This window comes from Parabacteroides bouchesdurhonensis, assembly GCF_900186615.1.
In the GTDB taxonomy this organism is placed as follows: Bacteria; Bacteroidota; Bacteroidia; order Bacteroidales; family Tannerellaceae; genus Parabacteroides; species Parabacteroides bouchesdurhonensis.
In genome coordinates this window covers 1,794,315-1,809,996 of sequence record NZ_LT896588.1, presented here as the reverse complement: position 1 = coordinate 1,809,996, position 15,682 = coordinate 1,794,315, and the positions used below count along the sequence as shown (strand labels likewise).

Genomic DNA, 15,682 nt, shown 5'->3' with positions numbered 1-15,682 from the left:
CTCACTTGCTTTTAAATACAGACACCAAAAGTACCTGTTTGTTCTAAGTTGCAAATATAAAGAATAAGCCGCAAATAAAAAGAAAGTCATCATCTAAAATGAAGCAATATAACTTTTTATCCCTTTTTTTATTGAATGCAGTCCGAAATCCTCCGGTTTTAATTTATCAGGAGTAAGAATTACAATCTCTGCAGCATCGTCTCCGGCACATGCCAAGTCGAAAGAATCAACACAGCATTCAAAAAATAAATCCACAGTATGTACATCAAATCCGCAGTAGGGATAAATATTAGGAAGGGAGAATAAATAACGACAGTCTATTATCGCAAGCCCCGTTTCTTCTTTTACTTCACGGCGAGCTGCTGTTTCCGCATTTTCGTGCAAATCTACAAATCCGCCCGGCAAATCCAAAGTTCCCCTGGCCGGCTCTTTTGCCCGCCTTACCAACAACAACTCTCCTTTTCTATTACGAATAAAACAGGCTACCGCGGCAGAAGGGTTGAAATAATAAACAAAACCGCAAACTGCGCATTTCTTAGCTTTCTCATTATGCGAGACAAAACTTGCAGCCCCACAAACCGGACAATATTCAAATTTATCTAATGGATGTTTCATATAAAAAATATAAACAACAAGCCGCACCTTCATTCAGATGCGGCTTGTTATATCACTGAAATCTACACTTTTTTGCGTAGATACAAATTCAATTATAACGTAGGGTCCTGAGTTTTCACTTCCCAACCTAAAGCACTTGCGCCCAATACGGCAGCATCACTTTCTTTCAATTGAGAGAATAAAACTTTTGTTTTACCTTCAAATACTTTCAGCATGTTAGCATCCATAGAGCGCTTGATTGGTTCCATAATCAAATCGCCGGCCTTTGTCAAACCACCGAATAAGATGATAGCTTCAGGACTGGAAAATGCTACAAAATTAGCAAAAGCCTCTCCCAGCATTGAACCGGTTATTTCAAAAATTTCAAGAGCCAACTTATCATTCTTCATAGCTGCATCATATACGTCTTTTGATGTAATCTCGGACGGATCCAGTTCGCGCAACAAACTTTCATCCTTACGGATTTCCAAGTACTCACGCGCTGTACGGGCTACTCCGGTAGCTGAAGTATAAGCCTCCAGACATCCTTCGCGACCACAGCCACATAAACGTCCGTTACGACGTACGATCACATGACCCAATTCTCCGGCAAAGCCATCATGTCCATAGACAAGATTACCATTAATAACAATACCGCTACCTACACCTGTTCCCAGCGTAATAACGATAAAATCTTTCATACCACGTGCAGCACCGTAAGTCATTTCTCCGATAGCGGCGGCATTTGCATCATTTGTCAATGCAACCGGTATACCTCCTACTTTTTCACTGATTAACTGAGCCAAAGGTATTTTACCTTTCCAAGGAAGATTCGGTGCAAATTCTATGCAACCATTAAAGTAGTTACCATTCGGAGCACCTACACCGATACCTTTAATTTTGTCTGAACCGCCTGCTTGTTCTATAACTTGCATAAGTCCTTGGCCTAAAGCCGCAACATAATCTTCAATATCTGCATATTTGCCAGTTTTAATCGAACCACTGTACAAAACTGTACCTCTTGCATCTACTACACCGAAAACTGTATTGGTACCTCCTATATCAATACCTACAACATAAGGTTTCTCCATGATTTTATATTTAGGATTAATAATGATCTCATTTACGAGAAGCAAATATAAGAGGATTATAATAAGTTGCAATACGTTTTCTTAAAAAAATTATCATACAGGATATATTTATTTTGTTTTTCTACAAACTTATATCATGCAACATTGTTATATATTAATGGGTATATTTTCCGCTCTACGCCCCCTTTATTTCAAAGGAAGTATCTCTATCCAGTAATCGTCCGGATCATTAATAAAATATAAACCCATTTCCGTATTTTCGTAACAGATGCAATTCAGTTCTTTATGGTATTTACGCACTTCATCATAATTTCCTGCCACACGAAAACAAAGATGACTTTCATTATCACCCAGTTCATATGGTTCTTTACGGTCACGAAGCCAGGTTAGCTCCAAAAGAAAACCGGTTTGTTCATCCGTCATATAAACCAAGATGAAAGAACCGTCTGATGCCTCTTTGCGGTGATGTTCTACCAAACCTAAAGCTTTATTGTAAAACGCAACACTTCTTTCCAGATCAAGTACATTAATATTAAAATGATCAAATCTTCCTTTTATCTCCATAATACATTTATTATAATAGTAATAATTAAAAATCAGTTCCTTCTCCACGGACTGATAACAACACATAACGAACCCCTTTTGACTCCGCATAGGGAGCAAAAGCTTCTACTTCTGCAGGTCTGTCCCAAAAGTGCATCGGAACAAATACTTTCGTCTGTATTTTATCTATAAACTGTTGAGCACCTCGCATAAAGTCCGTTCCTAAACGGGGATCTACCGGAAACATAGCCAAGTCCATCCGGTCAGTATCCTTCGCTATTATATCCAATTCATGCAAATATTTCTTTTCAGCCTCATTTACTTCTTCCTTTGTAGATTCATCTTTCCAATGCCAGTTGTTCAGATCGCCTGCGTGAAAAATAGTTTGTCCCTGTATCTCCATCAGAAAAGAAACGCCTACATCCGTAGAACCAAATGCTTTTATTGTTAAATTATCATCCTGATAAATTCCGCCTTTCTGTATATAGAAAGCATCTTCGGCCTTAGCACGCTTATGCTTCAAAATATCTTTTGAAAAAATATAATGGATATTATTCTTTTGCTCTTTCCATGTTAATACTTCCGGATTGAAATGATCCGGATGAAAATGAGAAGATAATACATACAAAGGCTCTGGCCGTTTTAGCAAATCATCATGGACAAATCCGCCATTGGAAGAAGTTGCTGTATCACGATAATAATCAATCAAAACAGAGAAACCTTTTGCCTCAACAACAAAACCACTATGATAAATGTAAACAAGTCTCATCTTTTTTCGGTCTTTAATTATATTCATAAGAACACAACAGCCTATTTACTTGTTGTTGCATGTCGCTACAAACTTAGCTAAAATAACAATTATATCTATACCCGTTTTTTTAATTCATCGGGATCATTTTATAAAATCATCGGGATGTTTTCTTAATTTCATCGGGATGAAATATTCTTTACCTTATATTTGACCACTAACACACTTTGTTAATATTTTATAATTATAAGTACCTTGCGATACAAGGTATTTTGCAAGATTCTATATTTGCTAGCATAAAAACAGAAAGTTTACCTAAAATGTAACATTTCCGGCAAACAGAACGTCTAATATTAAAAGTTACTGTAAAATATGATGATCCAACTGAAAGGAATTAACAAAACGTATTTCAACGGAGCACCGTTGCACGTTCTGAAAGGAATTGACCTTGATATTGAAAAAGGGGAAATGGTATCTATTATGGGAGCTTCCGGATCCGGTAAATCCACATTGTTAAACATACTTGGTATATTAGACACTTATGATACGGGAACTTATACATTGAATGGTCAGTTAATCCAAAACCTGAGCGAAACGCGAGCTGCAGAATTACGTAATCGTATGATCGGTTTCATATTCCAATCATTCAACCTTATTTCTTTTAAAAACGCAATGGAAAATGTAGCATTGCCTCTTTATTATCAGGGAATAAGGCGAAAGAAGAGGAATGCGATGGCGTTAGAATATTTGGATATGGTTGGATTGAAAGACTGGGCAGAGCACATGCCGAACGAAATGTCCGGCGGACAAAAACAACGTGTAGCCATCGCCCGTGCCTTGATAGCGAAGCCACAAGTAATCCTTGCCGACGAACCAACCGGAGCTTTAGACAGTAAAACAACTGTGGAAGTAATGGAATTACTCCGTCAGGTAAACCTCACCGGAATGACAATGGTGATAGTTACACATGAGCAATCCGTAGCCGACGCTACCAGTAAAATAATCCGCGTAAAAGACGGTTTGATCGAAACAATAGAAAAAGGAAAAGCTCATGTTTGATTTCGACAACTTCAGAGAAATATTCGGGACCATCCGGAAAAATAAGCTACGTACTTTTCTGACCGGATTTTCGGTGGCATGGGGTATTTTCATGCTTATTATCCTGTTGGGAGCAGGAAACGGACTTCGGAATGGTATTTTACACAATTTCCGGAATATGTCCACCAACAGAGTTTCCGTATGGCCGGGCTATACAACGATGCCTTATCAAGGTATGCCTACCAATCGCAGCATTAAGTTTAAAGATGAAGATTTGAAACTTATACGATACGACCATCCGGAAATAGACTTGGTTAGTGCCGTTGTATATCATACCGATACACTATCAGTTGGAGAAGAATATGGAACCTACTCTATGCGTGCCGTATTTCCGGCCCACTCTATTATAGACAATATACAAATGCTGGTTGGTAACGGACGTTTTATCAATGACATAGATATTCAACAGAAACGAAAAGTAATCGTTATCAGTCCCCGAATGAAAGAAGTTCTTTTCCATTCGGAAAATCCTCTAGGAAAATATATAAATACCAGTAACATTGTTTATCAGGTAGTTGGTGTTTATAAAGATGAAAACAACAGCAACGACTCTCCGGCATATATCCCCTTCTCTACCGGACAAACGCTATATAATTTCGGATATGGTATCGGACAAATATCATTCACGTTAAAAGGATTAAAGACTAAAGAAGAAAACGAAGCCTTTGAAACCCGTTTCCGTGAAAGTATGGGGAAACGCCATCGATTTGACCCTACGGATAAAGGTTCTTTATATATGTGGAATACGGCCGAAGAGTTTTTGATGTTAAATGGCATGATGAATGGTATTTCCTTATTCCTTTGGATTATCGGCATCGGTACGCTAACTGCCGGCATTGTAGGCGTTAGTAATATCATGTTGATCACCGTACGCGAAAGAACCAGAGAATTTGGTATTCGCAAAGCGATCGGGGCAACGCCTTTCTCCATATTAAAACTCATCATCGTTGAATCCATACTGATAACCACCATGTTCGGGTATGTAGGCATGGTGCTTGGAATCGGTATTACAGAAGGCATTAATTATGCCATGGATATGATGAATATGGGACAAGCTTCCGGAGACGATATGACTATATTCCGCAATCCAACCGTTAGCTTAAGCATTGCATTTGCCGCAACCGGATTATTGATACTGGCAGGTGTGATGGCAGGTTATTTCCCGGCACGTAAAGCCGTCAAAATAACGGCTATCGAAGCCATGAGAACCGAATAACAACATATAACTCTAAAAATTAGAACTCATGTTTGATATAGACCGCTGGCAAGAAATATGGATCACAATCACTCGAAACAAAACGAGGAGCTTGCTCACCTGCTTCGGTGTCTTCTGGGGAATACTGATGCTCGTATTATTATTAGGATCAGGTAAAGGAATGCAGAACGGTATCTTCAAGAATGTAAACGGGTTTGCCACCAACTCTTGTTTCTTCTACACCGAACGTACGTCCGAACCATATAAAGGCTATCGCAAAGGTCGCTATTGGAGCATGCGAAACCGGGATATGGAAGCCATAAAACAGCAGGTACATGGTATTAAATATATCTCACCGATGCACTGGGGACAATCCGGGAACAATAACGTTGTAAGAGGTCAAAAAGCCGGAAGTTACAACGTGCGCGGTGTCTATCCCGACTATTTCAACATCGAAACGCAACATATCTACTATGGACGCCTGCTTAATGAAATTGACCTGAAAGAAAAACGAAAAGTTTGCCTGATCGGTACCCGCGTCTATGAAGTGTTGTTCAAGCCCGGAGAAGACCCGACCGGACAGTATATCCGGGTAAATGGTATTTATTATCAGGTTATAGGTGTTATCAAGGCAAAACCACGTGCCAGTATAGGCGGACGCACGGAAGAGAGTGTAATGTTGCCGTTCAGTACTCTGCAACAGGTTACTAATAATGGAGACAAGTTCTGGTTTCTTTGCATTACAGGTGAAGACGGCTATTCGTGCGACAAAATTACGGAAGATGTGAAAGCTCTGTTGAAATCACAAAACGAGATTTCGCCTACCGATCCGCAAGCCGTTGGAAGCTTTAGCATAGCCAAGCAGGCAGAAACATTCAATATGCTGTTTACCGGCATAGATATTCTGGTTTGGCTGGTTGGTATGGGTACGCTTCTTGCAGGAATCATCGGGGTAAGTAATATTATGATGGTTACTGTAAAAGAACGAACGAAAGAGATCGGTGTACGGCGTGCGCTTGGAGCAAAACCGATGAGTATCATAATTCAGGTTATGAGTGAAAGTCTTGTATTGACAGCCCTGGCCGGATTGATCGGACTGACTTTAGGCGTATTCCTGCTGGATGCGGTGAATAGATTTCTGGAATCGTCCGGTGCCGGAGACGATACGTTCTTTTATAATCCGGAAATCAATATCAATACAGCGGTAGCAGCAACCATCATATTGCTTATCAGCGGACTTTTGGCCGGACTTATCCCTGCGTGGCGCGCTATGCAGATTAAAGCAATTGATGCAATACGTGAAGAATAAACTTTGAATAAAATAAAATTATAAATAAAGGAATCACATGAAAAAAATTGTCAGAATTGTAATCCTTGTACTGATAGGGGTAGCCGTTATTGGTACTTTCTATTTCTTATGGAAGAAATCGAGACCGGTTATTACCAAGTACGAAATAGTAACGCCTCAGAGAGATACTATTGAGACAAAGACTGTGGCAACCGGCAAAGTAGAACCACATGACGAAGTGTTAATCAAACCTCAATTATCCGGCATCATCTCGGAAGTATTAAAAGAAGCCGGACAGATGGTAAAAGAAGGAGAAATTATTGCCAGAATCAAGGTTATTCCTGAAATGGTACAGTTAAACAGTGCCGAATCACGTGTACGCGTAGCCAAAATCAGTAAAGAACAGATCGACGAGACATACAAACGCGATAAGCAACTGTTTGAACAAGGTGTTATTTCCAAAGAAGATTATCAAGCGTCACTAGCTAACTATAAGAAAGCACAAGAAGAGCTGGATAATGCACAAGACGCCTTAGATATTATTCGCGAGGGTATTACCAAGAAATCTTCTGCCACCAGTACCACTCAGGTACGTTCCACCATTACCGGTATGATACTGGATGTGCCTATTAAGGTAGGTAACTCTGTTATTCAATCTAATACGTTCAACGATGGTACTACGATTGCTTCTGTTGCCGACATGGGTGATATGATATTCAGAGGGAAAGTAGACGAAACGGAAGTAGGCCGTATCCACGAAGGTATGCCTATCAAATTGACGGTAGGAGCTTTGGAGAGCCGTAAATTCGACGCAATGTTGGAATATGTTTCACCAAAAGGTGTAGAAGAAAACGGAGCTATCATGTTTGAAATAAAAGCGGCTGCCGAGATTCCGGAAGACGCCTTTATTCGTGCCGGATACAGTGCCAATGCCGAAATCGTATTGAAGCGTGCGGATAATGTAATCACTGTACCCGAAAGTACAGTACAGTTCAGAGGTGATTCGGCCTTCGTACAAATCGTAAAACAAGAAGAACCTGAACAAATATTTGAAGAACATCCTGTTAACGTAGGTCTTTCTGACGGTATCAAGATTGAAATTAAAGAAGGCCTCACCGAAAGTGATAAGATCAGAGGTGCAGCCATAGAGAACAAATAGTAAACCGTAATCATTATGAAACATTTCATACTTCTGGCAATCGCTTTACTCTTCACCGCAGGAGTACAAGCTCAAGAAACTGCAAAACAATGGACTCTGGAAGAATGTATCCGGTACGCTATAGAGCATAACATAGACTTAAAGCAGAAAGTAGAAGAACAGGAAAGCCGCAAAGTAGAGCTGAACACCAGCAAGCTCAGCTGGCTACCGGCTGTTAATGCAAGTATGGGGCAGAGCTTCCAATTCGGTCGTTCAAGTACAAAGTCCGGTTTAATTGTAGACCAAAATGCAGCAAACTCGTCTCTCAGTATCAATCTGGATATGCCTGTATTCGACGGATTGAAGATTCCTAATGATATCGCCGCCCGTAAATTGGATTTACAAGCAGCCATGGAAAGCCTCAATAAGGCAAAAGAAGACCTTTCCATGCAAGTAGCCTCTTACTACCTGCAAGTACTTTACAACAAAGAACTATTAAAGATTGCAGAGCTACAGGTTACACTGGATAACGAACAGGTTACCAAGACGGAAGCTATGGTAAATGCAGGAAAAGTACCTTTATCACAGCTTTATGACATTAAGGCACAGTTAGCAAAAGACGAGGTTACTCTTACCGAATCGCAAAACAATGTAAATCTGGCATTGCTGGATTTGGCACAAAGTCTGGAACTGGAACGCGAAGACAAAAGTTTCGATATTGTAAACCCATTAATTGACGATGTTATTGCATCCAACATGGGAAGTATCGTGCCTCCGGAACTGATCTTCAATAATGCTGTAACTTTCAAACCTCAAATCAAACAACAGGAATATCTGTTAGAAAGTCAAAAGAAAATGCTTAACGTAGCCCGTGCCGGTTACTATCCGAAGTTGAACTTGGGAGCCAGTTACAGCAATGGCTATTATCATACCACCAGCGGAGGTGAAGAGGCATTTATCAACCCTTCCTTTGGAGACCAGTTAAAGCAAAACGGACAGAAAATTATAGGTCTTTCTCTAAGCATTCCGCTATTCAACCGCATGCAGGTTCGCAACAGTGTACGCACGGCACACATAGGTATCCGCAATCAGGAATTGCTTATGGAAAATACCAAGAAAGCTCTCTATAAAGAAATACAGAAAGCTTACTACGATGCAACAGCGGCACAAGAAAAATACCGTTCATCCGACAAATCTGTCCTGGCAAGCCAAGAAGCATTCAAATATGCAGAGGAGCGATACAATGCAGGTAAAAGTACAGTCTTTGAATACAATGAAGCAAAAACGAAGTATGCTCAAAGTTTAGCAGAGCAGGCCCAAGCGAAATACGATTTTGTCTTCCGTGCAAAAATCCTGGACTTCTACAACGGAATACCTATAACACTTTAGGTATATAAATAACCACTCTTTTCAACTCTATTAAAGTACAGTACGTATTTTAATAGAGTTTGTTTTAATAACTACTAACAGAAAGTCATAACCATCTGATAAAACCGTTTTCATAAAGAAACACCCGTTCTTTTCCTTGCTGAAAAGAATCACCTTCATTTTCAATACGATAAAGTGCTCCTTGTGGCACATCATTAAATATAAGAAAACTATCGTTACCTTTCTGTTCTCCGAAATATATCCAACTGTTGTCCCAATAATAAAGTTTGTAAGTACATGTCGGTTTCATAATACTATAAATATATGGACTGAAATAGATAGAAACAATTTCTTGTTCTTCTTGTAAATCTATACGAAGCTTATGCTCTCTTCCTGATTTATTTGTTATTAGTCCCATAAATCCGGTGGCAGATATACCATCTGTTATCATATCTAAAGTTTCCTTTTTATGGATCGGAAGTATTTGAGTACATATCCGGGCTTTTGATATGGGATCTATTTTTCCATTCTCTTCTTGATAAAGAACAAAATCATTAAAAGCTACAGTATCACTGGGTAAATATAAATCTATGTATCTATACTTTTTATTATTCCTCACGGTGATTCTATTTTCCCAAACATCCGTGTCTTCATTAATAATACCCAATGTATCAATGCCATTATTAGAACTGTCTACCCCAACAATAAGAGTTCCGAGTATTTTATTAACAGCTTCTTTTTTAGGAGCAGGCCTTACATAGCATCCTACATTATGAAAGTAAATATTGGTAGTTTTATCCGTTTTTTGTACATATTGAATATTACCCTCCGGCGTTAAGTAAAAAGGTTCTGAAATCGGTTCTAACTTTCCATTGGCATAAGAAGCAACAATATATAGAATATCTTTCCCCATTTTCGTAAAATGGGCTTGTCCATTTACAATCTTTCCCCAATGAACCGGAACCCACTTCCGGTTCCCATATACACATATATAAACATATTGCAGATTTTTAGCATTGTCCGATATCTCAACATCTATATCCTGTGCATCAAAATATTGCTCAGAGACATCCCGGATACGTGGATTTCTAAACAAACCGGGGATATTCTTTTTAGGACAGTTTTTATCAAATAACGGTCCCTCTCTTTGTATAGAGTATGTATTTCTGAAAACTTTTGGAATTCGGAATTTACCCCATTCACGATCTATGTTTACATTGTTATAAATAGTTTTATAGTTCCAACGGTCTTTATCCCAAAAGGGTTCTAATGGATAAGATTCTTCATTTACAATCAGAGTATTCCATGTATGCGCATTATTTCTGTTTCCTCTGTTGGGTACGAAATCCGTACACACAGCCATCCCACAGGAAGAAAACATTAAACAGTTATACCAACTTTTCTCATCACACTGCCCGTATTTAATCTGCTGTAATACACGAAGGCTGTAAACCGGTATTTTATTCCCAAAAGTCCAGTTGAACTGAATGTCACGGTTCCAATACAGTAATGAATCTACAGCCTGAATGAAACTTCGTGTACTATCCCGGAACATATAGCCATATTTCTCATAAAATGGGGCGCGTGAATAATTAGGTATAATTCCATCCCGAAACCTGTAGGGCAAAATGAAGTCACAAAATGTCTCAAAAGAAAGATTGCGCGTATATACATTCTCTTTCCATGCCCGAAAAGCTAAATCTATTTGTTGGATAAGCCAGTCCGATTTTATATAGGTTAAATCGGAGATTTTTGAAGTAGAATAAGTTGAATATAATAAATGAATATTTGCTTTTTCAAGACTGTCAATCTCTTGTTTCCATTCTTCACTAGTAGTCCAATTATGTTTGATAGAAATAGATTCATGCCGATCATATAACGTTTGGTATTTTTCTTCACTATCAGGAGAAACAGAATAATGACCTGACATATTTTCAATAAGGAAACGGGCAGCTTCTAGCTTCTGAGAATCATTTTTGTAATGAGATAATACCTTTTCCAATTCAACACGATTATCTCCTGCCCTTTTTAAAGATTCAGATAAGCGTTTATCTGAATCTGATATGCAAGACAGGCATCCTGCAAAAACGAATATAAAAAAGAAACGCTTCATCATTATGTATTTTATATAAGTCCATCCAAATCAAAATAAGCAAACTGGATGTCATCATTTAAGCTCATTATAATCCGATTATTATCTTCATCATAGCAGAAACGGATAATTCTATACTCCGTTTCCAGTGTTTTAATATAATTTCCGTTCCTGTCAAAAACGAGGAATTTTGTAGGTAGTTTGGATTCTATCTGGCCATTTTGGCTCTTTATAAAAGATTCTTCTCCGGAATAAGTCGCAATGATCTTATCGTTACAAAACTCAACATCTCCATAATAACTTATTTTATTTGTTGTCTCATTATCCCACTTTGGACCATAGACATTATATTTTATGTTTCCATCTAAATCACAAATAGTCATTAAATCATGATAGTTATAACATTCTGCATACATATTATTTTTCACAGAAACAGCAAGTGCAGAACGCTTTTTTTCTATTTCAGGATGTTCATATTTCATGGGAATTATAGCTCCGGTAGTTATGTTCCATTTTGCAACAGACTCCTTAAAACCATAATTCCCCATAGGCATTATAATCCGTCCTATACATAGTGTATCATTTATATATTTATATTCACTTGGAAATTGTTTTTCATTTAGCTCCATTTTAACTCTGGGCATGTATGAAGGATTTATAAGAACACTATCTAAATTATAACTAAATATCTTTTGTTTACCGTGGTCCGTCACGTAAAACTCACGATCTGTTTCGTTGGCTTCTATATGTCCCATATTCGCAATTTCACCGGGGCCTTGCCCTAAGTATCCGGTACTGGTTATATAACTAAAACGGTCTTTTGCAAAAAGATGTATTAGTTTGTCCATCGCTTTATAATCTCCGATGATAAGAAAATCTCCCAATATCCGTATTTGATTACTTCTACCAATCAACACCTCTTCTATGTTTATCTCTTTTATCTTATCATGAATATTAATCGTTTTATCACGTTTATTCTGATATATTTCTGTTTCTGCATTATGTACACAACTGCAACATAACATGAGGAATAATAAGAGTATTTGTTTTTTCATAATTCCAGTACTATTAATAATAACGGTTATAGTGAATTTAATAAATATATTTTACCGAATATATAAATTATTATAACACGATATTATATCTTTATTTAAAGATAAAATCTCTGTTCATCATCCTCATAAATAAATAAGTTTTCTTCCTGTCCTCGTGTTAAATCCTTTAACCAGAGCATTGCGTTTTTCGGAGCTTTATACAATAAATAATTTTCCTTCGCAATCTGTTTGCCTAAAGAAACCCAGCCTTTATCACCATTGAAAAAAAACAATTCATATTCATCTCCAATACGAATAAAGTTATCATCATTCCGAGGAATAAACATAAGTTTCCTCACTGTTACTTCTTTTAAAAAATCAAGATGCAAAGATGCTCCTTTTTCCTCAGCCGTATAGTACGATAGTGGATCATTATCCTTTATATTTTGCACAGAAGAAGAAACATTTTTATCTATAATGGTATACGGTAATTCCCGTTCCATTTTATCATCTCCATAAAATGCCAGTTCCGCAAATTCCAACTTTTTATCAGCCGATGCAGTGCAACGAACATAACGAAATGTACGCTCAGGTACAATCGGCACAACATTATAATTAGTACGAATCGTATCGGTTATTTTATGAAGTTGATACGCAGGTTTAAACGAAGGATTATCTGCATATTCTATAGAGATATCCAAAATATTATCCAAATGGGCTGTAATACGGGTAGCAAGCGGTGTTTTACGTATTAATTTTACATTTTCCAAATGCAATGTATCCGGTATATAATAATGTATATCTTGACCATCAAAGAAAAAAGGACAACCTACAGTCTTAAGTTCTTTGGACATATAAAATGCAGGAAAATACAACAAATTCGGACCTATGTTTTTGAAAACAGCTTTTCCCTTTTGAACAGGAGCAACCGCTTGAGGAACCCAGCCTTTACGTCCGAAAGCACATAAATAAATATTCTGTTCCCCATCTGCAGAAGGTAAGTTCAAAGACAACGTATTTTCTCCATAATATTCGGATGTTACATCCTTAATAAGATTATTCCTTATAATCTTTTGAATTCCCTTGAAACCAATACCTTCAACAGAACGACAAGGTTGTTCGGCATAACACTGTCTGTATATCTTCCGTTTGGGACGAATATCATCATCATTCCTTCCTCTCTTAATCCCTTTTATATCAAAATCGGTAGTGACTAACTTTCTGGTCGTATCTTTTACAGATACCCAATAATGGGTAAAAGACAAATCATAATAAAAGTACAGCATATCAAGATTGGCAGGTATTCCTAAAGAACGTAATATATAAGTTGCAAAATCTATTACTTCCTTACATCCACCGATCTGTTCTTTCAGCAGAAAAGACGCTCTGTAACGGGGCAATTCAAAGGACATCAGATTATTATTCGGAAATTCTTTTATCTGCATAAACAAAGCCAGAGCATTGCAGGCCTCTATAACATCTATCCCCTGATATAAAGAATCCAGTACAGGGGCAAAACGATCATAATATTCCTTTTTCCATGATTCCAACGGTTCATGCTCTATACGGTAAGGTAAAATCATCCGACAAAAGTCGTCAAATGAATAATATTTAGCCCATGGTCGTTTTTGCCATACTTTAAATGAAAGGTCTATATTCTCAATCAAATAGTCTGCAGTAATAACCTGACAATCGTATATCTTCTTTGCACCCAAAACAGACCTCTGTATATCCTGAATACGTAATCGTTCAGCATAAGTCAGGGTATCTTCTTTTGCCGATTTTACTTTCAGTTGTTCCAATACATCGGCTTGAGGTATTTCCAGTGTATAATGCTGTGGCATATTCTCAATCAGAAAACGTGCCGCTTTTAGTTTTAATGAATCATTTTTATAATGTTCCAATACTTTTTCAAGTTCAGGCCTATTTTCACCGGCAAATTCCAGTGTATGAAACAAGCGCTTATCTTCTTTTGAGATACAGGAAAACAGGAAAAAGAATAGTATGATAACAAAGTATTTCAAACGCGTAGATGTTAAATTTTTACTTTAAATTAAATTGTCCATTTCCAGATAAGCAAATTGAATTTCATCATTCAAACTCATTATAATCCGTTCATTATCTTTATCATAACAGATATTGAATATCATATATCCGGTTTCCAATGTTTTGATATAATTACCATTTAAATCAAAAACCATAAATTTAGTTGGATAATAGGCATCGGTAAGATTATCTCCACCAGAATAAGCAGCAACTATTTTACTTTTACAAAATATTATATCATCATAATAATGAATTTTCCGAGGACCTTCATTCGCCCAATTTGGACCATATATATTATACTTTAGATTTCCATCCAAATCACATATTGTTATTAAATCATGGTAAGTATAACACTCAGCATAAAGACTATCATGCATTGACACTCCCAAATTAATTCGCTTTTTACTTATATCAGGATGATAATTTTGCATCAATCGAATTTCGCCGGTATTCATATTCCATTTAGCGACTGTTGGTTTGAAATTTGCATTTCCTACAGGTTCAATAATTATACCTATGCATAATGTATCATTTATGTATTGATATTTAGTAGGAAATTGATTTTCTTTTATTTCCATTTTCATTTCTGGAATATACGAGGGATTGGCTATAACACTATCTAATTTATAACTAAATATTTTCTGCTTTCCATGATCGGTTACATAGAATTCTCTATCGGCGTTATTGACTCCAATATATCCCAAATTAGCTATTTCACCCGGACCTTGCCCTAACGAAGAGATACTTGTTATGTATTTAAAGTTATTACGATCAAATAGATGTATTATCTTATCCAACGATTTATAGTCTCCTATAATCAGATATTTATCAATCAAATACAAGCTCGAATTTTCATTTATCAAAGGCTCTTCTATTTTTATTTCTTTTATACTATTATGCACATTGACAATCCGATCACGTTTAGTTTGATATTTCTCTGTTTCTGCTTTATATGTGCAACCACAACATAAGCTCATAAATAATAGAAAAAAAACTATTCTCATATCTTTTATTATAAAGTTCAACAACTAAAATGTGATAATTATAAAAAGTTGCGCCTATTATGGCGCAACAAACCAAATATCAACCAGCCTCTCTGTCACTAGGATAACTTCCATTACAATAACATCCTTTTCCATTTGCAAGACAGCCATTTGGACAATTTCCTTCTCCACTTGCCAATGCCTCCACATTATCTAATGCGACATCGCTCAGTGTTACTTCATTCTTGTTTTCATTTACATTCCATACAGTTGCTACTGCAATCATAGCAACTATAGCTATACCGAATAATTTCTTTTTCATAATATTTAAACTTTAACTGTTATTCTATCGACTTTTACTTCTCATCTACTATTTTTCAATAAGAAACATTGTTATTCCTGAATTCTTCTTACTTTTGCTCCATCACCTCCTTTCTTTTTTGGAGGGGACATGGGGGAAGTTT

14 protein-coding genes are annotated in these 15,682 nt (G+C 37.1%); 5 read left to right on the top strand and 9 right to left on the bottom strand.

Going from position 1 to position 15,682, the window contains the following annotated elements; translation table 11 throughout:
- Positions 1-93: 93 nt before the first annotated feature.
- From C1721_RS07725 to C1721_RS07710, 4 genes are all read right to left on the bottom strand, one after another.
- Entirely contained in the window at positions 94-615 is a 522-nt protein-coding gene (locus tag C1721_RS07725; protein ID WP_102409327.1) for an NUDIX hydrolase, read from the bottom strand.
- A gap of 92 nt (positions 616-707) precedes the next feature.
- Positions 708-1,685 (bottom strand): ROK family protein, encoded by a 978-nt coding sequence (locus tag C1721_RS07720; protein WP_102407847.1) that lies wholly within the window; start codon positions 1,683-1,685, stop codon positions 708-710.
- A gap of 186 nt (positions 1,686-1,871) precedes the next feature.
- Complete coding sequence (locus C1721_RS07715; protein ID WP_102407846.1) at positions 1,872-2,249, bottom strand: VOC family protein; 378 nt, start codon at positions 2,247-2,249, stop codon at positions 1,872-1,874.
- Between the two features lie 25 nt (positions 2,250-2,274).
- Positions 2,275-2,997 carry an MBL fold metallo-hydrolase gene (locus C1721_RS07710; RefSeq protein WP_102409325.1) on the bottom strand — a complete coding sequence of 241 codons (723 nt, stop codon included), beginning with the start codon at positions 2,995-2,997 and terminating at the stop codon, positions 2,275-2,277.
- Between the two features lie 354 nt (positions 2,998-3,351).
- On the opposite strand from C1721_RS07710, the gene C1721_RS07705 reads away from it, so the two are divergent.
- Genes C1721_RS07705 through C1721_RS07685 form a run of 5 tightly spaced genes read left to right on the top strand, consistent with a single transcriptional unit; the run spans position 3,352 to position 9,084 of the window.
- Positions 3,352-4,035: an ABC transporter ATP-binding protein gene (locus C1721_RS07705; protein ID WP_102409324.1), complete on the top strand. Its 684-nt coding sequence runs from the start codon at positions 3,352-3,354 to the stop codon at positions 4,033-4,035.
- On the top strand, positions 4,028-5,290 hold the full coding sequence (locus tag C1721_RS07700; RefSeq protein WP_102407845.1) for an ABC transporter permease: 1,263 nt from the start codon (positions 4,028-4,030) through the stop codon (positions 5,288-5,290). The genes C1721_RS07705 and C1721_RS07700 overlap by 8 nt, the downstream gene beginning before the upstream one ends.
- 28 nt (positions 5,291-5,318) lie before the next feature.
- Positions 5,319-6,578 (top strand): ABC transporter permease, encoded by a 1,260-nt coding sequence (locus C1721_RS07695; protein ID WP_102407844.1) that lies wholly within the window; start codon positions 5,319-5,321, stop codon positions 6,576-6,578.
- Between the two features lie 37 nt (positions 6,579-6,615).
- Positions 6,616-7,716 carry an efflux RND transporter periplasmic adaptor subunit gene (locus tag C1721_RS07690; RefSeq protein WP_102407843.1) on the top strand — a complete coding sequence of 367 codons (1,101 nt, stop codon included), beginning with the start codon at positions 6,616-6,618 and terminating at the stop codon, positions 7,714-7,716.
- Positions 7,717-7,731: 15 nt separating this feature from the next.
- Positions 7,732-9,084 carry a TolC family protein gene (locus C1721_RS07685; RefSeq protein ID WP_102407842.1) on the top strand — a complete coding sequence of 451 codons (1,353 nt, stop codon included), beginning with the start codon at positions 7,732-7,734 and terminating at the stop codon, positions 9,082-9,084.
- A gap of 85 nt (positions 9,085-9,169) precedes the next feature.
- On the opposite strand, the gene C1721_RS07680 is transcribed toward C1721_RS07685, so the two are convergent.
- From C1721_RS07680 to C1721_RS07660, 5 genes are all read right to left on the bottom strand, one after another.
- The gene (locus tag C1721_RS07680; protein WP_102407841.1) at positions 9,170-11,179 is read right to left on the bottom strand and encodes a hypothetical protein; all 2,010 of its coding nucleotides are present in this window, start codon (positions 11,177-11,179) and stop codon (positions 9,170-9,172) included.
- An 8-nt stretch (positions 11,180-11,187) separates the two neighbouring features.
- The gene (locus C1721_RS07675) at positions 11,188-12,210 is read right to left on the bottom strand and encodes a BF3164 family lipoprotein (protein WP_102407840.1); all 1,023 of its coding nucleotides are present in this window, start codon (positions 12,208-12,210) and stop codon (positions 11,188-11,190) included.
- A gap of 95 nt (positions 12,211-12,305) precedes the next feature.
- Positions 12,306-14,213, bottom strand: coding sequence for a hypothetical protein (locus C1721_RS07670; RefSeq protein WP_102407839.1), 1,908 nt, complete (start codon positions 14,211-14,213; stop codon positions 12,306-12,308).
- A 24-nt stretch (positions 14,214-14,237) separates the two neighbouring features.
- Positions 14,238-15,239 carry a 6-bladed beta-propeller gene (locus C1721_RS07665; protein ID WP_102407838.1) on the bottom strand — a complete coding sequence of 334 codons (1,002 nt, stop codon included), beginning with the start codon at positions 15,237-15,239 and terminating at the stop codon, positions 14,238-14,240.
- A 79-nt stretch (positions 15,240-15,318) separates the two neighbouring features.
- Complete coding sequence (locus tag C1721_RS07660) at positions 15,319-15,540, bottom strand: NVEALA domain-containing protein (protein WP_102407837.1); 222 nt, start codon at positions 15,538-15,540, stop codon at positions 15,319-15,321.
- Positions 15,541-15,682 lie beyond the last annotated feature (142 nt).